Source organism: Desulfosarcina sp., from assembly GCF_055467485.1.
This window is the reverse complement of the sequence record NZ_JBUOIV010000010.1, coordinates 94,976-112,696: the sequence shown is the minus strand read 5'-3', so window position 1 is coordinate 112,696 and position 17,721 is coordinate 94,976. Positions and strand designations below refer to the sequence as shown.

At 55.3% G+C, this 17,721-nt stretch carries 21 protein-coding genes; all 21 read left to right on the top strand.

Going from position 1 to position 17,721, the window contains the following annotated elements; translation table 11 throughout:
• The coding region (locus ACZCED_RS07425; protein WP_464860524.1) for a FliM/FliN family flagellar motor switch protein at positions 1 to 274 on the top strand (274 nt) is incomplete at its 5' end.
• A 3-nt stretch (positions 275 to 277) separates the two neighbouring features.
• Positions 278 to 664 carry a flagellar motor switch protein FliN gene (gene fliN / locus ACZCED_RS07420; RefSeq protein WP_462969796.1) on the top strand — a complete coding sequence of 129 codons (387 nt, stop codon included), beginning with the start codon at positions 278 to 280 and terminating at the stop codon, positions 662 to 664.
• On the top strand, positions 661 to 1,038 hold the full coding sequence (gene fliO / locus ACZCED_RS07415) for a flagellar biosynthetic protein FliO (RefSeq protein ID WP_462969795.1): 378 nt from the start codon (positions 661 to 663) through the stop codon (positions 1,036 to 1,038). The genes fliN and fliO overlap by 4 nt, the downstream gene beginning before the upstream one ends.
• The gene (fliP, locus tag ACZCED_RS07410; RefSeq protein WP_464860523.1) at positions 1,035 to 1,841 is read left to right on the top strand and encodes a flagellar type III secretion system pore protein FliP; all 807 of its coding nucleotides are present in this window, start codon (positions 1,035 to 1,037) and stop codon (positions 1,839 to 1,841) included. Before fliO ends, fliP begins: the two co-directional genes overlap by 4 nt.
• 14 nt (positions 1,842 to 1,855) lie before the next feature.
• Positions 1,856 to 2,125: a flagellar biosynthesis protein FliQ gene (gene fliQ / locus ACZCED_RS07405; RefSeq protein ID WP_372679369.1), complete on the top strand. Its 270-nt coding sequence runs from the start codon at positions 1,856 to 1,858 to the stop codon at positions 2,123 to 2,125.
• A 15-nt stretch (positions 2,126 to 2,140) separates the two neighbouring features.
• On the top strand, positions 2,141 to 2,929 hold the full coding sequence (gene fliR / locus ACZCED_RS07400; protein WP_464860522.1) for a flagellar biosynthetic protein FliR: 789 nt from the start codon (positions 2,141 to 2,143) through the stop codon (positions 2,927 to 2,929).
• Positions 2,930 to 2,932: 3 nt separating this feature from the next.
• Positions 2,933 to 4,000, top strand: coding sequence for a flagellar biosynthesis protein FlhB (gene flhB, locus ACZCED_RS07395; RefSeq protein WP_462969792.1), 1,068 nt, complete (start codon positions 2,933 to 2,935; stop codon positions 3,998 to 4,000).
• A gap of 319 nt (positions 4,001 to 4,319) precedes the next feature.
• Positions 4,320 to 6,431: a flagellar biosynthesis protein FlhA gene (gene flhA / locus ACZCED_RS07390; protein ID WP_462969791.1), complete on the top strand. Its 2,112-nt coding sequence runs from the start codon at positions 4,320 to 4,322 to the stop codon at positions 6,429 to 6,431.
• Positions 6,421 to 7,821, top strand: a complete 1,401-nt coding sequence (locus ACZCED_RS07385) for an Ada metal-binding domain-containing protein (protein ID WP_462969790.1) — start codon at positions 6,421 to 6,423, stop codon at positions 7,819 to 7,821. The genes flhA and ACZCED_RS07385 overlap by 11 nt, the downstream gene beginning before the upstream one ends.
• Before the next feature lie 19 nt (positions 7,822 to 7,840).
• Positions 7,841 to 8,728, top strand: coding sequence for a MinD/ParA family protein (locus ACZCED_RS07380; protein WP_462969789.1), 888 nt, complete (start codon positions 7,841 to 7,843; stop codon positions 8,726 to 8,728).
• Positions 8,729 to 8,860: 132 nt separating this feature from the next.
• Positions 8,861 to 9,619, top strand: a complete 759-nt coding sequence (locus ACZCED_RS07375) for a FliA/WhiG family RNA polymerase sigma factor (protein ID WP_462969788.1) — start codon at positions 8,861 to 8,863, stop codon at positions 9,617 to 9,619.
• Between the two features lie 41 nt (positions 9,620 to 9,660).
• Entirely contained in the window at positions 9,661 to 10,134 is a 474-nt protein-coding gene (locus ACZCED_RS07370) for a hypothetical protein (protein ID WP_462969787.1), read from the top strand.
• 217 nt (positions 10,135 to 10,351) lie between these two features.
• The gene (gene flgF / locus ACZCED_RS07365; protein WP_464860521.1) at positions 10,352 to 11,098 is read left to right on the top strand and encodes a flagellar basal-body rod protein FlgF; all 747 of its coding nucleotides are present in this window, start codon (positions 10,352 to 10,354) and stop codon (positions 11,096 to 11,098) included.
• A gap of 84 nt (positions 11,099 to 11,182) precedes the next feature.
• Positions 11,183 to 11,971, top strand: coding sequence for a flagellar basal-body rod protein FlgG (gene flgG, locus ACZCED_RS07360; RefSeq protein ID WP_462969785.1), 789 nt, complete (start codon positions 11,183 to 11,185; stop codon positions 11,969 to 11,971).
• An 8-nt stretch (positions 11,972 to 11,979) separates the two neighbouring features.
• A complete protein-coding gene (flgA, locus tag ACZCED_RS07355) occupies positions 11,980 to 12,981 on the top strand; it encodes a flagellar basal body P-ring formation chaperone FlgA (RefSeq protein WP_464860520.1) in 1,002 nt (333 codons plus the stop codon).
• Between the two features lie 11 nt (positions 12,982 to 12,992).
• A complete protein-coding gene (locus ACZCED_RS07350) occupies positions 12,993 to 13,754 on the top strand; it encodes a flagellar basal body L-ring protein FlgH (RefSeq protein WP_462969783.1) in 762 nt (253 codons plus the stop codon).
• A gap of 17 nt (positions 13,755 to 13,771) precedes the next feature.
• Positions 13,772 to 14,878 (top strand): flagellar basal body P-ring protein FlgI, encoded by a 1,107-nt coding sequence (gene flgI / locus ACZCED_RS07345; RefSeq protein WP_462969782.1) that lies wholly within the window; start codon positions 13,772 to 13,774, stop codon positions 14,876 to 14,878.
• Positions 14,878 to 15,216 carry a rod-binding protein gene (locus ACZCED_RS07340; protein WP_462969781.1) on the top strand — a complete coding sequence of 113 codons (339 nt, stop codon included), beginning with the start codon at positions 14,878 to 14,880 and terminating at the stop codon, positions 15,214 to 15,216. Before flgI ends, ACZCED_RS07340 begins: the two co-directional genes overlap by 1 nt.
• A 137-nt stretch (positions 15,217 to 15,353) precedes the next feature.
• Positions 15,354 to 15,686 carry a flagellar biosynthesis anti-sigma factor FlgM gene (gene flgM / locus ACZCED_RS07335; RefSeq protein WP_462969780.1) on the top strand — a complete coding sequence of 111 codons (333 nt, stop codon included), beginning with the start codon at positions 15,354 to 15,356 and terminating at the stop codon, positions 15,684 to 15,686.
• A gap of 22 nt (positions 15,687 to 15,708) precedes the next feature.
• Positions 15,709 to 16,221, top strand: coding sequence for a flagellar protein FlgN (locus tag ACZCED_RS07330; protein WP_462969779.1), 513 nt, complete (start codon positions 15,709 to 15,711; stop codon positions 16,219 to 16,221).
• An 87-nt stretch (positions 16,222 to 16,308) separates the two neighbouring features.
• Positions 16,309 to 17,715 carry a flagellar hook-associated protein FlgK gene (gene flgK, locus ACZCED_RS07325; protein WP_464860519.1) on the top strand — a complete coding sequence of 469 codons (1,407 nt, stop codon included), beginning with the start codon at positions 16,309 to 16,311 and terminating at the stop codon, positions 17,713 to 17,715.
• Positions 17,716 to 17,721 lie beyond the last annotated feature (6 nt).

The following is a 17,721-nucleotide window of genomic DNA, read 5'->3' as shown; positions in this document are numbered from 1 at the left end:
GGACCGGGCCAGTTCATTTGGCGATGAAATCCGCAAGCTGCTGGGGCGCACGGAAGTCAATATCGTGGCTGAATTGGGAAAGACCGTCTATTCGGTGGAGGACATTTTAAATTTTGAAGTCGATGACATTCTTCGGTTAAACACCGGTCCCCAGAACAACGTGACGATCAACATCGAGCGCGTGCCCAAGTATCTGGGGATGCCCGGTGTCGTCAAGGGAAGCAAGGCCGTTCAAATCACCGAAGTGATCGATCAGGACCAGGGAAAGGGATAATCGATGGCAGAAAATAAGAAACATGTGCCGTCCGGGGTTGCCACCGGAGGAAACCCGGCGGGTTCGCCGGCAGGAGCAGCCGGGACGGCTGAGCTTTCCAGCACCGGTGCCAAAGGCATTGCAGGCACAGGTGACAACCTGGACCTGCTGCTGGACATCCCTTTGGAGATCACCATCGAACTCGGAAGAACGAAGATGCTGATCAATGATCTGCTCAAACTGGGCCAGGGCTCGGTGATTGAATTGGCCAAGGAGGCCGGCGATACCCTTGAAATACTGGCCAACAACCGGTTGGTCGCCAAGGGCGACGTGGTGGTGGTGAATAAAAAATACGGCATTCGTCTTACCGAAGTGATCAGCCCCGTCGAACGGGTGGAGAAACTGGGATGAACGGGACACCTGACATGCTTACCGCCGGGTTGAAAATGATCGCCTCGCTGGGCGTGGTGCTGGCGGTGATTCTTTTCCTGTTGTACGGGATCAGAAAGGTTGCCCGCCAACGAATGGGCGCCGCCGGCGGGAAACGGATACAGGTTCTGGAAAGCCATTACATGGGTGTTAAAAAGAGCATTTCGCTGGTTCGCGTGCCGGGAAAAGTTTTGGTGCTGGGCATTTCCGGTGATCGTATCAATTTGCTGGATACGCTGGACGAAGATATCGTCCAGCAGGAGGCGCCGCCTGCTGGGCCGACATCTTTCGCGCCGATACTATCCGAACGATTGAAAAAAATCGGCAACGGATTCAAGAGAAAGGACGCCTCGTGATAAAGACCTACAGCCGGCGGCAGGTCCGGGGACGGCACCGGGGAAAAAGAACAGCGGTCCTGTTCGGCCTGCTGGCCGTCATGCTGGTTGGTTTTGCCATCGTGGCCGGCAGCGCCTGGGGGCAGGCGCCGGCACCGCTGATCAGCATCGGTCTGGACCAGGATGGCGATCAGGGACAGGTGGCTGTGGTCATGCAGTTGTTCCTGCTGATGACCGTGCTCTCCCTGGCGCCATCGATCCTGATCATGCTGACCTCCTTTACCCGTATTGCCATTGTTTTCTCGCTGCTTCGCCAGGCCATGGGGACCAACCAACTGCCGCCCAACCAGGTAGTGATCGGCCTGTCGCTCTTCCTGACCTTTTTTGTGATGGCCCCGGTTTGGCAGCAGGTGAATCAGGAGGCCCTCCAACCCCTCATCGCCAAGGAAATCAATCAGACACAGGCTCTGGAAAGGGCGTTGGGGCCGATACGCAGTTTCATGATTTCCCAGACCCGGGAAAAGGATCTGGCCCTGCTGGTCAACGTGGCCAAGATGCAGCGTCCGGCCAATGTCGGCGAGGTTCCCACCACGGTGTTGATCCCATCTTTTATCATCAGTGAGTTGAAGACGGCTTTTCAGATCGGTTTCATGCTGTACGTACCTTTTTTGATCATCGACATGGTGGTGGCCAGCGTTCTGCTTTCCATGGGAATGATGATGCTGCCGCCCATTATGGTCTCCTTGCCTTTCAAGCTGATGATTTTCGTGCTTGCCGACGGTTGGCACCTGATCGTCGGCTCACTCGTAAAAAGCTTTGCCTGAAGGAGCGTATTCCCATGACCCCTGAATTCATCACCGGTTTTTTCATGCAGGCCATCAAAACGGCCATCTATCTTGCCTCTCCCATGCTGGCGGTGGGCCTTATCGCCGGTGTGCTGGTGAGCATGTTCCAGGCCGCCACCCAGATCAACGAAATGACCCTGGTGTTTGTACCCAAAATGTTGGGCGTCGCGCTGGCCCTGCTGTTTTTTTTCCCCTGGATGCTGAAAATCATCATCGGCTATACCCAGAACCTGTTCATCAATCTGCCCACCTACATCCGATGATCATGGAACGAAACCATGGCGACGCTTAACATCCCCGTTGACGCCTTTTACGGCGTGATGCTGATTTTTCTTAGGGTGGCCGCCATCGTTTTCAGTGCACCGGTTCTGGATACTCCCGCCATTCCCGCCGTATTCAAAGCGGGGCTGGCCATTGCGGTCAGCATTCTGTTGCTCCCTGCGGTGGATACGATAGTTACCGTAAGGGATCTGAGCCTGATGACCTTTGTCATCGGTGTCCTCTCGGAAATCGCCATTGGCGTGACCATCGGGCTTTCGGTGAAGCTGCTGTTCGCCGGCATTCAACTGGCCGGGCAGATCGTCGGCTACCAGATGGGATTCGCCGTGGCCAATGTGGTCGACCCGGCCACCAGCGCCCAGATCCCGATTCTGGCCCAATTCTACAATTTGACGGCGATGCTTGTATTTTTAGCGATTAACGCCCACCACATGTTCTTTTCGGCACTGGTGGACAGCTATCGCATCCTTCCGCCCCTGTCCATGCAGATCAGTCCGCAGTTGGTGGGAATGATGATGCGGCTGGCCGCAAACATGTTTGTCGTGGCCATTAAAGTCGGATCCCCCCTGATTGCGGTCATGCTGATGGTCAGCGTGGCCCTGGGAATGGTGGCCAGAACCGTTCCCCAGATTCATATCTTCATCGTGGCCATGCCGATGAAAATCGTCATCGGGCTGGTTTTCATGCTGATTGTCAGCCCTTACCTGACGGCTTTCTTGATTGATCTCTTTTCATCCTATCGGGTGACCCTGTTTGACCTGATTCGGTTGATGGCTCCGGTGAGGTGACCCATGGCCGGTGAGCAGAGTCAGGACAAAACCGAACAACCCACCGGCAAGAAGCTTGCCGATGCCCGCCAAAAGGGCAATGTGGCCCAAAGCCGGGAGGTTCCTTCCGTGATGATCCTCTCCGGTAGCCTCGGCGTTCTCTTTTTTGCCGGTTCATGGATGCTCGGGCGGCTCACAGAGGTCATGCGCGCCATGTATCAACGTGCCGGAACCCTGAGCTTGATGCCCGAAACCATGCATACCCTGTTTGGGGAAATCTTTCTCAGTGGCATCGTCGTCTTGATCCCGCTCATGCTGGCGGTCATGACTGCCGCGGTTCTTGGCAACGTCGCCCAATTCGGATTCCTCTTTACCGGGGAAAAACTGTCACCCAACCTGGCCAAACTCAATCCCATCAGCGGCCTCAAGAAGTTGGTTTCGCTCAGATCGCTGGTGGAACTGGCCAAATCGATCCTTAAGCTCGTCATTATCAGTGGTGTCGCCTATGTCGTCATCCATCGATATGTGGATCAGATTCCCGGCCTCATGCAGTTGAGCATCGGCAACATCATCCAGTTTATCGGTCAGGTGTCATTCCAGATATGTTTGTATACCTGCATGGTTCTCTTTCTCATGGCTGTTCTTGATTTTGCCTACACCAAATGGCAACACCAGCAGGATTTGAAAATGACCAAACAGGAGGTCAAGGATGAACACAAGCAGCGTGAAGGTGACCCGTCAGTAAAGGCCCGGATTCGATCCGTCCAGCGGGAGATGGCCCGGCGGCGGATGATGGAGGCGGTGCCCGAAGCCACTGTGGTCATTACCAACCCCACCCATTTGGCCATTGCGCTGAAATACGAAGAAGGGATGCATGCGCCCACCGTCGTGGCCAAGGGCGCCGGTTTCGTCGCCCAGAAGATTAAAGCCCTTGCCATGGAAAATGACATCCCCCTGGTGGAAAACAAACCGCTGGCTCGAACCATGTTCAAATCTACGGAGATCGGCGACTTCGTTCCTGCGGAACTATACCGGGCCATCGCCGAAATCCTTGCCTATGTCTATCGCCTCAAAGGCCTGGTCAACTCCTGATCACCTTTGGATGATGGAATTCGATCGACGCCGGCGTCGATCTGCTGCCCACCCTGCATCCCCCATCGATACATTCGTCTATCCGGGACAATAAATTGACGCTTTACTGATACGCATGCCGGCATTCATCGGTGAGCGCCAAGATCGATATGTATCGCAAAAAATTAACAAGATGAAATTTATTGTATAAACGAAAGGTTCGGTTCGGTCCGGGTCAACCGCCGGTAGAAAGTATCGATAGGGTCGGATTAGGCATGGAATGTGCTATTTCCAAGTTGCATTACCACTTTTCAGCTATACAGGAGCGCCATACCGCATCATGGAACTTGTTGAACGCAAACAGCATTTGAGCCGGTTCGCCTTTGTCACCAACAATTCCGATGTGCTGATGGGATTTGCCGCCATGTCCATTCTGATGGTCATGGTCATTCCCATTCCGGCAATGCTGCTCGACCTGTTCCTCTCCTTCAATATCACGTTGTCCCTGATCATTCTCCTGGTGGGCATGTACATCCTTAAACCACTGGATCTGTCCTCCTTTCCGTCGCTGTTGTTGCTGTCCACGCTGTTCCGGCTATCCTTGAACGTGGCATCCACGAGAATGATTCTGCTGCATGGCAACGAGGGCACCCATGCCGCCGGCAAGGTGATCATGGCTTTTGGCAATTTCGTGGTCGGCGGCAACTATCTGGTTGGATTTATCGTTTTTGTCATCCTGGTGGTGATCAACTTCATGGTGATCACCAAAGGGGCCGGCAGAATCGCCGAAGTGGCCGCCCGCTTCACCCTGGACGCCATGCCCGGAAAGCAGATGAGCATCGATGCCGATCTGAACGCCGGCCTTATCGATGAAGCCCAGGCGCGTGAGCGCCGGGGTCAAATCAGCCGTGAGGCTGAATATTACGGCGCCATGGATGGTGCCAACAAGTTTGTGCGTGGCGATGCCATTGCCGGCATTATCATTACCTTTGTCAATATCCTGGCAGGCCTGGCCATTGGTGTATTCCAAAAGGACATGAATTTTGTCGATGCCGCCCAGACCTACACCCTGCTCACCGTGGGTGATGGATTGGTGAGCCAGATCCCTGCGCTGATTATCTCCACCGCTGCCGGCATCGTGGTGAGCCGGGCCGGTGCCGAAAAAAATCTGGGACTTGAAATCGGAAGCCAGCTGCTGGTTCAACCCCGGGCTTTCGTTGTCGCTTCGGTTATCCTGTTCGGTTTCGGGCTGGTTCCCGGGATGCCGACCCTTCCGTTTTTGATTTTATCCGCTACGGCCGGATTGGTTGCCTATCTGGTGTTTCAAACCGAGCGGGCCAAACAGGAAAATGAACGTGAAATCGCCCTGCAAAAAACTAAAACGGCCGAGGATAAACCGCCGGAAACCTTCAAGCCCCTGCCGCCCATCGATGTGCTGGCCCTTGAGGTCGGTTATGGCCTTATTCCGCTGGTGGATGTCGAACAGGATGGTGAACTGCTCGAGCGCATCAAATCCATTCGGCGGCAAATCGCCCAGGAGATCGGCATCGTGGTGCCGTCGATTCACATCCAGGATAACATGAAACTCAAACCTGGCGCCTATTCCATATTGCTCAAGGGCATCGAAGTCGCCAGCGGTGACCTGATGATCAACCATCTGCTGGCCATGAATTCGGGTAAAGCCGATGCGAAGATCAGCGGCATTGCCACCCGGGAACCGACCTATGGACTGGAGGCCTTCTGGATCAACCCGGCGGCCCGTGAGGATGCCAATTCAAAAGGATATACGGTAGTGGACCTGGCCACGATCATGACCACCCATCTTTCCGATGTGATCCGCCGCCATGCGCACGAGTTGGTGGGGCGGCAGGAAGTCCAGAAAATGCTCGACATCATCAAGGGCAGCCACCCCAAGGTGGTGGAAGAACTGGTCCCCAATCTGATGTCTTTGGGAGGTGTGGTCCGGGTGATCCAGAATCTGCTGCAGGAACAGGTTCCCGTTCGGGATCTGCTTACTATCCTGGAGACCCTGGCAGATTGGACCCCCACCACCAAAAAACTGGAAATCCTGACCGAGCACGTGCGTCAGGCCCTTGCCAGGACCATTACCAGCTTTTATCAGGCGGACGATGGCAGGCTGCATGTGCTCACCTTGGATCAACGGTGTGAGAAAAAGGTCGCGGAGTCGCTTCAACAGACCGATCAGGGAGCTTTCCTGGCCATCGATCCCGCCTTAGCTAAAAGCATCATGGACGACCTGAGCATAAAGATGGAGGATTATAAATCCTTGGGCGTCCAGCCACTGCTCGTCTGCTCAGCCCAGATCCGGAGCCATTTTAAAAAATTGGCCGACCGTTTCATTCCCGGACTGGCAGTGCTTTCCTATGATGAGATCGTCAGCAGCGCCAAGATACAAATAGTGGGAACCGTGGAGGCCTCCGATGCAGATTAAGCGCTTTGAAGCGGCTGATATGGCAGACGCCCTTCGTTTGGTTAAACGCGAGTTTGGCGACGATGCCGTGATACTGTCGGCCAAAGAAGTTCGACCGGGTGGGTTTTTCAGCGCCTTGAGAAAAAAGCGTGTCGAAATTACCGCTGCCACCGATTACCCGGTGGACGAAGCCCGGAAAGGCAACGACTTTTCAGGCATGCTGACCGAACACCTGAATTCGGATGTGGAGACGGATCGCGTTTCCCTGTCGTCAACACCCCCGGCCCATATGCCATTGGGCCGCCAATTCCGGTCAATTTCGCACCAGCAACCGGCTCCGCAATACCCGCCCCCGTCCCACGATGGAAGCGGGGCGATGCAGGCGCAGGCATCGCTTCAGAAAGCAGTCAATGCTGACCCGGCCACTGTGCACGGCGGCGGGGCAGGGGGGAGGACAAAGGCAGTTTCGTTTCGAAACACGCCGCGCAGTCCGCTGGTCGCCGAACCCTTTTATCGGGACACGGCAGCGCGGAAAGTCATTGCGCTGGTGGGGCCGTGCGGCGCGGGAAAAACCACCACAGTGGCCAAACTGGCATGGCATTGCCGGGTGGTCGAAAAGAAACGGACCGGGCTGGTCAGTCTCGATCGCTTTCGAATCGGGGCAAACGGAATGCTGGCGAGGGTAGCGGGCATCATGAACCTGCCGCTCAGCATCGTCCATGACACCGAGCAGCTGCAGTCGGCGTTAGCCGGCATGGCGGACGTCGATGTGGTCCTGATCGACACCCCGGGTATGAGCGGCAAGGATTCATCCATGATGGATGAGATCGGTTCGCTGCTGCGAATCGCTGAACCGGACGAGGTCCATCTGGTGGCCAATGCAACCGTCCGTGACGACGTGTTCGAGGACTGCGTGGCGACCTTTTTGTCCCTGGGGGCGAATCGTTTGCTCCTCACCCACGTGGATGCGCATGTCGATGAGACCGTCGGATTGAATATGGTCAAGAAAGGTGGCCTTTTGTCTTGCTTTTATGGCGACGGGGTGGACCTGTCCGATGGCTTTCATGAATATACGGCCGTCGGGCCGGGCGGGCTTTCTTCGCTTGGTGAGCCCGCCGGTGGGCAGGTGACCCTTTTTTCCAGAAACCGAGGTCCGAAAAAAACCGCTTCCGCCAACAGCGAGGCGAGCGGCGATTCAGTCCACTATCTGGCCAATCGCAATTCAGAACTGTTTCATCATCCCGCCTGCAAGTCGGTCAAACGGATCAACGCGGAGAATATTACCGCGTTCAACGACATTGAACAAGCCATGGACGAAGGCTTCAAACCGTGCCGGGCATGCTGCGATATCAGCATGATCAAAAAATCGGTGGCGGAAGGCTTTGGTTATCAGCGTTCGCGTGCCATGTAATCTGGGAGAACTAAACGTAATGCCAAACTATGAGAAGACCGGACAGATCATCAGCCTGAACCAGAAAAGAAGACAGAGGCAGTCCATGGCGAAAAAAGGTGCCGCGCCGCCGTCACCGGCCAGGGTCATCGCCATCACCAGCGGCAAGGGTGGCGTCGGCAAAACCAATATCGTTGCCAACTTAGGATATACCCTGTGTAAATCGGGCCAACGGGTGCTCATCTTCGATGCGGATCTGGGCCTGGGAAACCTGGATGTGCTTTTGGGGCTCACGCCCCAGTTCAATTTGTCTCACGTGGTCGACGGCAGGAAGAAATTGTCTGAAATCATCATCAGCGGGCCGGGCAATTTAAAGATATTGCCCGCCTCGTCTGGGATTCAGGAACTGACCAAGTTGACACCGACTCAGAAGCTGGGGATATTCAATGATTTGAACACCCTCTTGTCCGACTACGATATCGTGTTGATTGATACCGCCGCCGGTATTTCCTCCAATGTGCTCTATTTCAACGCCTCCGCCAGTGAGATCATGGTGGTTGTCACTCCTGAGCCGACTTCAATCACCGATGCATATGCATTGATGAAGATCCTTTCCGTCAAATATCAGGAAAAGCATTTCCGCCTGATCGTCAACCTGGCAAATAATGCAAAAGAAGCGGATGACGTCAGCCGGCAGCTCTGCCTGGTGGCCAATCGTTTTCTGGACGTCTCCATCGAATATTTCGGGAACGTATTGGTGGACGACAAGGTGAAAGCCGGTGTTCGTAAACAGAAAGTCGTCAGCGAGATGGCCCCCATGACCCAGGCGAGCCGAAACTTCGCCGAACTGGCCCATAAGCTCGTTCGGTGTCAACCGATGATTCCCCGCCCGGAAAATAGACCCCTGATCTGGCGGGATATCGTTTGACCCTGCATCTTGAAATGGCAATCATCATGACTCAACAGGTCTGAACCCAGTCCCTGGAATCCTCCTTCCTTTCAATCCGGGGGGGGTGGACGTAATGCAAAACGGAAGAATTCCTATACCTGGAGCAAAAATATGGATCTGGCGCAATCACGAGAAGAACATTTCGGAAAAGACAGCCATTTGCTGCGAAATCAGATTATCAACGAATACCTTCCCTACGTGAAGCGGATCGTGAATCGGATCGCGGTTCATCTGCCGGCCACCATCGAAGTGGACGACCTGATCAACGTGGGAATTATCGGATTGATTCAGGCCATCGAGCGGTACGATCCGACCCGGGACAATAAATTCATCACCTACGCCGTCTTTCGGATCAAGGGAGCCGTTTTGAGCGAACTGCGATCGCGCGATTTTCTGGGTCGTACCACACGAAGAAAGATCCGGGATCTGGAGAAGGCCTATCTGAAGCTGGAACAGAAACTGGGTCGGGATGTGGCTGACGAGGAGGTTGCCGAAGAGCTGAACATGGACCTGGAACAGTTTTATAAAGTCAAGCGGATGTCCAGCATCTCTTTCGTCAGCTTCGAGGAGGTCGGGCAGGCATCGCGAAGCGACACGGCGACAATTGCCAGTTCCCTGGCATATGGTGATGCCGATGATGCGCTGTCCATGACTACGATGAAAGAAATCAAGTCGGCTATCGCCCAAAACATCGACTTGCTGCCGGAGAAGGAGAAACTTGTCGTCTCTCTTTATTATTCCGAGGAGTTGACCATGAAGGAAATCGGCAAAGTGATGGACATCACCGAATCCCGGGTTTCACAGATCCACGCCCAGGCCATCATTCATTTGAGAAGCAAATTGCGCCGGGAGGGGTTGCTTGAGGATTGACCGGGAGCGATACCCGCCGACTTGCATCAACGACAACATTGATGGAAGGAAAAGAGGTGAACATGTTAGATGTCAGCTATGAAATTTGGGGCATTGGCGTCACCGTACTGCTGATCGGGTTCTGGACCATAAAACGATGCATTTCCAGAAAAAGCTCTCAAACGACCGGCGGGCTGGATCGCGCAATAGTCGATGGCACCTGCCCGGATCATGATATCCATCATCAGGCGCTCATGTTCCTGATGGCCCAGAAAACCGATTCCGTACTGGCTGCACTGGCTCGTACCATCCAGCAGGAACGACAAAAACTGGGCGGTGTCGTCAGAAAACCGTCGATGAACGATGCCGTTGATGCATTTCATGCAGAAGCAATGCCGGTCTCGACCGGTGGTCATTCGTCCTATGACCAGATCCTGCCCATGGCCCGCGAAGGGCTCGCGGTGGCGACGATTGCCCGCCAGCTGCAATTGCCCGAAGCTGAAATTTCCATGGTGATGCGGCTGAGTGCTTCCTGACCGGACGTTTGGCGTATTTTTAACGAACAGGAAAAAAAGACCGGTTAGGCAACCGTTGCCTACCGGTTTTTGGTTTTTTGGCGGTTCAGCTTGTGATCCGGTAAAGTGAACGGGCAAAAACAGGGAATCTCCGGAAAGTGCGGGCTTGTGGCATACAGGTTGCAAAAAACCTGTCAGATATGAATAAACCCAATACAACCCTTCAGGAGTCAATCCGATGAGTGGTGGAATGTACCTTGCCGCAGCCGGCGCCCTGGTTCAGCAATTGCGACTGGAGGTGCTATCCAACAATGTGGCCAATATCAGTACCAACGGCTATAAAGGCGATCGATCCATTTTCCAGATCCCGCAAGAGACCGAACCGCAGACCGTTGAGACTTCCATTGAAGGGGTTCAACCCCTATCGCCTTATGCGCCGCCGTTTGCCACTGTCATTGATTTCAGCCAAGGGGCGATTCGACAGACCGGCAACCCGTTGGATGTGGCCATTAACGGCAGCGGTTTTTTCTCAATCCAGACGCCCGACGGTGTTCAGTACACCCGCCAGGGCAATTTCACGCTGGATAGCAATGGCGTGCTGATTACACCGGACGGTTATCCGGTGATGGGCGAGGGCGGTGAAATAACCCTGGAGGAAGGTACCGTCGAAATCGACCTTCAAGGCGCCGTTTACCAGGACGGTGACGAGGTGGGCCGGTTGCAGATCACCGATATCAACAACAGCGAGACACTGAAAAAGGCCGGTAACGGACGATTTGTCGGATCGGAAGAAACGACGGTGGGTGAACGACCGGAAAACACCACCTTGAGCCAGGGATACCTGGAGTCGGCCAACGTCAACCCGGTAAGGGCCATGACCGAGATGATCGAAACCTCGCGGGCCTTTGAAGCCTACCAGAAAGTGATCCAAAGCGCAGATGAAGCCACATCCAAGAGCATTAACGATGTGGGCAAAACCATATAACCGATGAACTGACAAGGCACCTGCTGCCGATCGAACGATCGCCGCAGCGCCCCTGCCAGTGAAGCGACCCCAAAGGAGGAAACCATGATCAGGAGTCTATGGTCCGCGGCCACGGGAATGCAGGCTCAGACATTGAACATCGATGTGATTTCAAACAACCTGGCCAATGTCGGCACCTCCGGATTCAAGAAAAGCCGGGCCGATTTCCAGGATCTGCTTTACCAGACACTCCGATCGCCGGGTGTATCGTCCTCGGCAGACACCCAAGTGCCCACCGGCATCCAGGTGGGGCACGGCGTGCGCCCCGCCGCCACCCAGAAGATGTTCACCCAGGGGGAGTTCAACCACACCCAGAATCAATTGGACATGGCCATCGAAGGCGGCGGATTCTTTCAGGTCATCCAGCCCAACGGCGAAACCGGGTATACCCGGGCGGGCACCTTCAAGCTGGACAGCGACGGCCGGGTGGTGACCTCGGACGGGTTTCCCATGGAGCCGGAGCTGACCATCCCGGTCGATGCCGTCGCCGTTTCCATCGGGACCGACGGCACGGTGTCCGTCCTTCTGGCCGGCGAGAACCAGCCCTCGGAAATCGGCAATATTGAACTGGCCAGCTTTGTGAACCCGGCGGGGTTGAGGAGCATCGGCAGGAATCTTTACGTTCCGTCGGCGTCATCGGGAGATGCGACCACCGGGACACCGGGCGAGGACGGGTACGGCACCCTTGCACAGGGGTACCTGGAGTTGTCCAACGTGAGCGTGGTGGATGAGATGGTCAACATGATCGTGGCCCAACGGGCCTACGAAACCAACAGCAAGACCATTCAGGCCTCCGATGATATGCTCCAGACGGCCACCAACCTGAGAAGATAGGCCCCACGATGACATTGGGAATTAAACGATCCTTCAAGCTGGCAAAACCGGGTGCATGTCTTCTGGTCATGGTTGCGGTGTCTATGCTTGCGCCGGCGGCGTTCTGCGCGGACGGCACCTGTCTCACACTCAAGGCAGCGGCTCAGGTCGAACAAGATTCGGTTCGCCTGTCCGACATCGCCACGGTGACCGGCCCATCGCAAAGCCGGGTGAAGGCGGTCGGTTCGACCATCGTGGCCAGTTCCCCTCAGCCCGGTCAGACCCGGTTCGTTGGCGTCGACTATATCCGCATTCGTCTCAAACAGGCCGGGATCGATACATCCTCGATGATTTTCAAAGGCCCTTCGGATGTAAAGGTGACCCGCCAGGCAGCCGTGTTGCCCATCCAGCGCATACAGCATGCGGTTGAAATGGCGATTCGCAGCCGGATGCCATGGAGAAACGAAGATGTGACCATCAGCGAGGTTGAATTGGATGAAACCATCCAGCTTCCCACGGGGCGACTGTCATACCGGATCGAGCCTTCCCGCAACGAAGACTACCTGGGCCGCACGATTGTGGCGCTGCACCTTTTGGTCGACGGCGAACCGGTGCGAAAGGTCTGGGTCAATGCGACCATTTCCGTCATGGCGGATGTGGTCACCGTGATCCGACCCCTGGGAAAGCATGCCTATATCCAGCTGGCCGACCTGTCGGTTGAGCGCCGCGATATTTCGGATCTGTCGTCGGAAACGGTCAGCCGGATCGAAGACGCCATTGGAAATCGGACCACGCGGATGATCTATCCCCACACCGTTCTCCAATCGAGCATGTTTGCCTCACCGCCTCTGGTCAGAAGAGGTGACATCGTCAAGATCGTCGCCAACTCCGGACCGATGATCATTACTGCTACCGGCGTGGTCAAACAACAGGGGGGCAAAGGTGAGATGGTCCGGGTGGTCAATACGGATTCCAACCGCATCATCACGGCCCGGGTCACCGGACCGGGTGCGGTTGAAGTGAACTTTTAGCGAGGTGTATCATGGTCTATCCATTCATCGCTGACGCTGCCCGCCGATCAGGGGCGTCGGTGATCCTTCTTGTTGCGGGGATCGCGCTGGCAGGCTGTGCCAATGGGTTTTCCGGACTGGGCAAACCCCTGCAGTCCAAAGTCCCCAGCTATGTACCCAGCCAGCAGTCGGCCTTGCCATCACCATTGGCAGCCGCCCCCCAATCCCAGCCGGATGGCTCCATATGGCGGGAGAACGCGCCATTGGTCTCCATGTTTGCCGACCAGAAGGCCCGAACCGTGGGTGACATCGTTACCATAAAAATCGCTGAATCGTCGGCGGCCACCAACAAGGCCAGCACAGCCACGGACCGTTCGTCTTCCCTGAGCGCCAGTGTGGATGCTTTCTTCAATGCAGAAAAACGGTTTCCGGCCGATCAACCGTTTTTCAACCCCTTCGCCAAGGTGGCCGGCGGTATGGAAAGTGACTTCCAAGGCAATGGCACGACCAAACGCAGCGGAGACCTGAATGCCTACATCACCGCATTGGTGACCCAGGTGCTGCCCAACGGCAATTTGGTCGTCACCGGGACGCGGGAAGTGTTGATCAACAGGGAAAACCAGATCATCCAACTTTCCGGTGTGGTGCGACCGCGCGATATCGATGCGGACAACCAGGTGCTTTCCACCTACATCGCCGACGCCAGGATATCATACAGCGGCACCGGTGTGGTGAATGACCGGCAAAAACCCGGTTGGCTGACTACTATCTTTATGACGGTATGGCCCTTTTAACCCAAGGACAAAAGCCAATGACTAACATACGTAAAATTGTGATCGGCATGGTGCTTGTCATCGGTATGGGTGGGCATGGCGATGCCGCTGCGGCCAGGCTCAAGGACATTGCCGAGATCAACGGGGTCCGCATGAACCAACTGGTGGGCTATGGTCTCGTGGTGGGGCTGGACGGGTCCGGCGACGGGAAAAAGGCCACGTTCACGCTTCAATCCATGTCTTCCATGCTGGAAAAGATGGGTGTGACCGTCGACCAGAAAGACATTCAGGTTAAAAATGTCGCCGCGGTTATGGTGACAGCCAAGCTGCCGCCATTTGCCAAACGGGGAAACCGCATCGACGTGCTGGTCAGCTCGATCGGCGATGCCAGCAACCTTCAAGGTGGAACGCTGATGCTGACTCCCCTTAAAGGCATCGACGGCAACATATACGCGGTGGCACAGGGTCCGGTGAACACCGGTGGATTCGGCGCCGGCGGCACGGCATCCACGGTGGTCAAAAACTTCCCCACCGTGGGTCGGGTTCTGTCCGGCGCCATTATCGAACGGGAGGTCCCCAACGATTTCAGCAACAGCGACATCCTGCAGTTCAGCCTGCACAATCCCGATGTCAATACGGCCGCCCGGGTCGTCGATGTGATCAACACCCAATTTGATGACTCGGTTGCGCATGCTAGGGATGCCGGCACCATCGAGATCAGGATCCCGGACCAGTACAAGGGAAACACGATTCCGCTGTTGGCTTCCTTGAGCTCGCTCGAGGTGCAGCCGGACAATGACGCCAAGGTGGTGATCAATGAACGGACCGGCACGGTGGTTATGGGCGATCAAGTTCGCATTTCGACCATCGCCATTGCCCACGGAAACCTGAGCATCGTTGTCAAAGAGAACCTTGATGTTTCTCAGCCGCTGCCCTTCTCCGACGGACAGACGGTTGCTTCGCCCAATACCCAGATCAATGTCCAGGAGGATGCCAATCAGCTGATTGTCGTTCCCAAGGGGGTGAGTATCGGTGAGGTGGTCAACGCACTGAATGCCTTGGGGGTTACCCCCAGGGACCTGATCGCCATATTCCAGGCAATCAAGGCGGCCGGTGCGCTTCAGGCGGATTTGGAGGTGATCTGATGGCCGATGTCAATCCGATGGCGATGGATTCCGCGATGTTCCAGCTGCATGCGTCCAGTGCCGACAAAACGCTGGGTTCCGCCGAGTCGACGATGAGGCGCGACGGACACTCGGAAGCTGATCTCGAAAATGCCAGCATGCAGTTCGAATCCCTGCTGCTCAATTTCATGATTCGTGAAATGAGAGCGACGGTCCCTGAATCGACCCTCTTTCCCCCATCCATGGCCCAAGAGATTTTTACCGGCATGATGGATGAGCAGATTGCCGGAAACATGGCGCAAAACGGCGGCATCGGCATTTCACGCATGATTTTCAATCAGCTCAAAGAAACTAAATAATTGTTATAATGAAACGATAGGGACCGCCGACGAATGGAAAAACTAAAGCCGTCGCCGTAAGGTGCCGATAACAAGGGAAACCGGATCAAGATCGCACACCATTGAAAATGAGATTAGCGCGCATCAGGAGATCTTAGATGGAAATTCCCGAGAAAAACCCTCTACCGGCCCCATCCGCACAGCACCTATCCGCCGAAGAGGTGCTGCACCCGGCAACGGAATTGCGCGGAGGGCAGAGCAAGACAGCGGAAAAAGATACGGTCAGGCTCACTGAAAGAGGCCGCGAATTCAAGGCCGCCGCCGAACAGGCGCATTTTCTGCCCGAAATCCGAGAAGAACGGGTAATGCAGCTCAAACGACAGCTTGAAGAAGGAACATACCGCGTAAAAGGCCATCGCATCGCAGTGAACATGATCAACGAAACCCTTGAAAACAACCACGTGCTGAAACACATCGATATCGAAGCATGACCGCAACCCACGGGACAATACCATGAACACGATGATAATCGAACTGGTGGACATACTGGATCAAGAGGCAGCCAGTTACCGGGACATGCAACGGGTCCTGGTCGATGAAGAAAATTCGATTTCTTTTTCGAAAAAAGAACCTTTCGACCAGGTTCAGGATGCAAAGGAACGCCTGGTAGTCAAGCTCCAACGGCTGGAAGAAAAAAGAAACATGCTGGTCGGTCGATTGTCGGAAACCTACCAGACCGATGGAACATCAATGACCATCAGCCATCTGGCCCATCGGGTCGAGCCTCCGACCCGGCAACATCTGCTGGACCGTGCCAATCGACTGCGATCGATCATCGCTGATGTGCATGAGAAAAACAAGCACAACCAGATGATGATCAACCACTTTCTCGATCTGATCAAAGGATCGTTGAAACTGCTGACCCATCTGTTCGAAGACAGCCCGGTTTATCAAAAACCGGGGACTCATCAGCTTTCACCCGGTTTCCATGCCGGCGGGGGACGATTCATTTGTGGAAACGTTTGAACCGCGACAGCGAGCGCATTCCCCGTCGCTTGTAGCGGGGTTAACGAGCGAACTGAAAATCGATAGCCACTAGCAGAGGCACAAGCCATGGCAAATATCATATACGGCATGTTGAACGTTGCGCGGACGGCGCTGATCACCCAGCAAAAGGCGTTGGACGTCACGGCCAACAACATCGCCAATGTGAACACCGAAGGCTATTCCCGGCAGCGGCTCAATATGGAGCAGAACGAACCGGTTCGCTACGAGGGGGGAACCTTGAGCACCGGCGTCAGGGCCAACCGGACCATTCAACGTGTTTACGACCGGTTCCTGAACGCCCAACTGACCGATGCAGCCGCCAAGGAGGGACGCTGGCAGGCACAGGGGGAGACCCTGGAAAAGGCCGAGCTGATGTTCGATGAAGTCTCCGGGTACGGCCTGAACGAGGCCATGAGCCAATTCTGGGGCGCCTGGCAGCAGTTGTCCAACAATCCATCCGGATATACCGAACGGGTGACCTTGATCGGAGAGAGCCAGAACATGACCGCGGTGTTCAACAAACTGGCGCGCGATCTCACTCAGGTCCAGAAAGACAGCGACACCAGCATCGGCGGCGCAGTCGATGATATCAACACGCTTACCCGTGAACTGGCCGAAATCAATCTGAAGATCGCCGAAATCGAAGCCGGAAACAATCACAGTGCCAATGATTTCAGGGACCAGCGCGATCTCAAGCTCAAGGAACTCTCGGGTCTCATCAACATCAACAGTTTCGAGGATGCCGATGGATATCTGACGGTCGTTACCACCAACGGCCACACCTTGGTCGATCGCGTCAATTCCTGGAATTTGGCCACCGTCCCGAATGCCAATGGGTTCAAGGACGTTTTCTGGGAAAGCAGCAGCGGTGTCCAGCAGAATATCACCAGCGATATCTCGGACGGGAAATTGAAGGGGTGGATCGAGGCGCGGGATACCACCATACCGGATTATCTGGTCCGGTTGGACGATTTGGCGCAAACCATGATCACCGCGGTCAACACGCTCCACAGTAGCGGCCTTACCATGGCGGCACCGCCGGATGACACGGGGGTTGACTTTTTTACCGGTACGGATGCCTCGGATATCGCCGTGAATGCGGCCGTGGTCAGCGATTCAAACCTGCTGGCGGCGGCCTTGAATACGGAAGGGGTGCCCGGCGGCAATGGCAATGCCATCGCCATCAGTGAACGCCAACACGGCCTCTCCATGTCCGGTGGAACCGCAACCTTCGATGATTTTTACGATTCACTGGTCAGCGACGTGGGCAGGAACGTCTCCCAGGCCAAGGTGAACAGCGACCATCAATCCATGATATCCCTGCAGTTATCCACCTACCGTGAGGAGGTCTCGGGAGTTTCCATGGATGAAGAGATGGTGAACATGGTGCAGTTCCAGAGTGCATACACGGCTGCCGCCAAACTGGTCAACACCGTCGATGAAATGCTCCAAACCCTCATAGAGATGGTATAACCGCCG

What these genes read in the sequence shown, in the direction of transcription:
- fliN (WP_462969796.1), top strand. Translation starts at nt 278, where the DNA reads ATGGCAGAAAATAAGAAACATGTGCCGTCCGGGGTTGCCACCGGAGGA.
- fliO (WP_462969795.1), top strand. Translation starts at nt 661, where the DNA reads ATGAACGGGACACCTGACATGCTTACCGCCGGGTTGAAAATGATCGCC.
- fliQ (WP_372679369.1), top strand. Translation starts at nt 1,856, where the DNA reads ATGACCCCTGAATTCATCACCGGTTTTTTCATGCAGGCCATCAAAACG.
- fliR (WP_464860522.1), top strand. Translation starts at nt 2,141, where the DNA reads ATGGCGACGCTTAACATCCCCGTTGACGCCTTTTACGGCGTGATGCTG.
- flhB (WP_462969792.1), top strand. Translation starts at nt 2,933, where the DNA reads ATGGCCGGTGAGCAGAGTCAGGACAAAACCGAACAACCCACCGGCAAG.
- flhA (WP_462969791.1), top strand. Translation starts at nt 4,320, where the DNA reads ATGGAACTTGTTGAACGCAAACAGCATTTGAGCCGGTTCGCCTTTGTC.
- ACZCED_RS07385 (WP_462969790.1), top strand. Translation starts at nt 6,421, where the DNA reads ATGCAGATTAAGCGCTTTGAAGCGGCTGATATGGCAGACGCCCTTCGT.
- ACZCED_RS07380 (WP_462969789.1), top strand. Translation starts at nt 7,841, where the DNA reads ATGCCAAACTATGAGAAGACCGGACAGATCATCAGCCTGAACCAGAAA.
- ACZCED_RS07375 (WP_462969788.1), top strand. Translation starts at nt 8,861, where the DNA reads ATGGATCTGGCGCAATCACGAGAAGAACATTTCGGAAAAGACAGCCAT.
- ACZCED_RS07370 (WP_462969787.1), top strand. Translation starts at nt 9,661, where the DNA reads ATGGAAGGAAAAGAGGTGAACATGTTAGATGTCAGCTATGAAATTTGG.
- flgF (WP_464860521.1), top strand. Translation starts at nt 10,352, where the DNA reads ATGAGTGGTGGAATGTACCTTGCCGCAGCCGGCGCCCTGGTTCAGCAA.
- flgG (WP_462969785.1), top strand. Translation starts at nt 11,183, where the DNA reads ATGATCAGGAGTCTATGGTCCGCGGCCACGGGAATGCAGGCTCAGACA.
- flgA (WP_464860520.1), top strand. Translation starts at nt 11,980, where the DNA reads ATGACATTGGGAATTAAACGATCCTTCAAGCTGGCAAAACCGGGTGCA.
- ACZCED_RS07350 (WP_462969783.1), top strand. Translation starts at nt 12,993, where the DNA reads ATGGTCTATCCATTCATCGCTGACGCTGCCCGCCGATCAGGGGCGTCG.
- flgI (WP_462969782.1), top strand. Translation starts at nt 13,772, where the DNA reads ATGACTAACATACGTAAAATTGTGATCGGCATGGTGCTTGTCATCGGT.
- ACZCED_RS07340 (WP_462969781.1), top strand. Translation starts at nt 14,878, where the DNA reads ATGGCCGATGTCAATCCGATGGCGATGGATTCCGCGATGTTCCAGCTG.
- flgM (WP_462969780.1), top strand. Translation starts at nt 15,354, where the DNA reads ATGGAAATTCCCGAGAAAAACCCTCTACCGGCCCCATCCGCACAGCAC.
- ACZCED_RS07330 (WP_462969779.1), top strand. Translation starts at nt 15,709, where the DNA reads ATGAACACGATGATAATCGAACTGGTGGACATACTGGATCAAGAGGCA.
- flgK (WP_464860519.1), top strand. Translation starts at nt 16,309, where the DNA reads ATGGCAAATATCATATACGGCATGTTGAACGTTGCGCGGACGGCGCTG.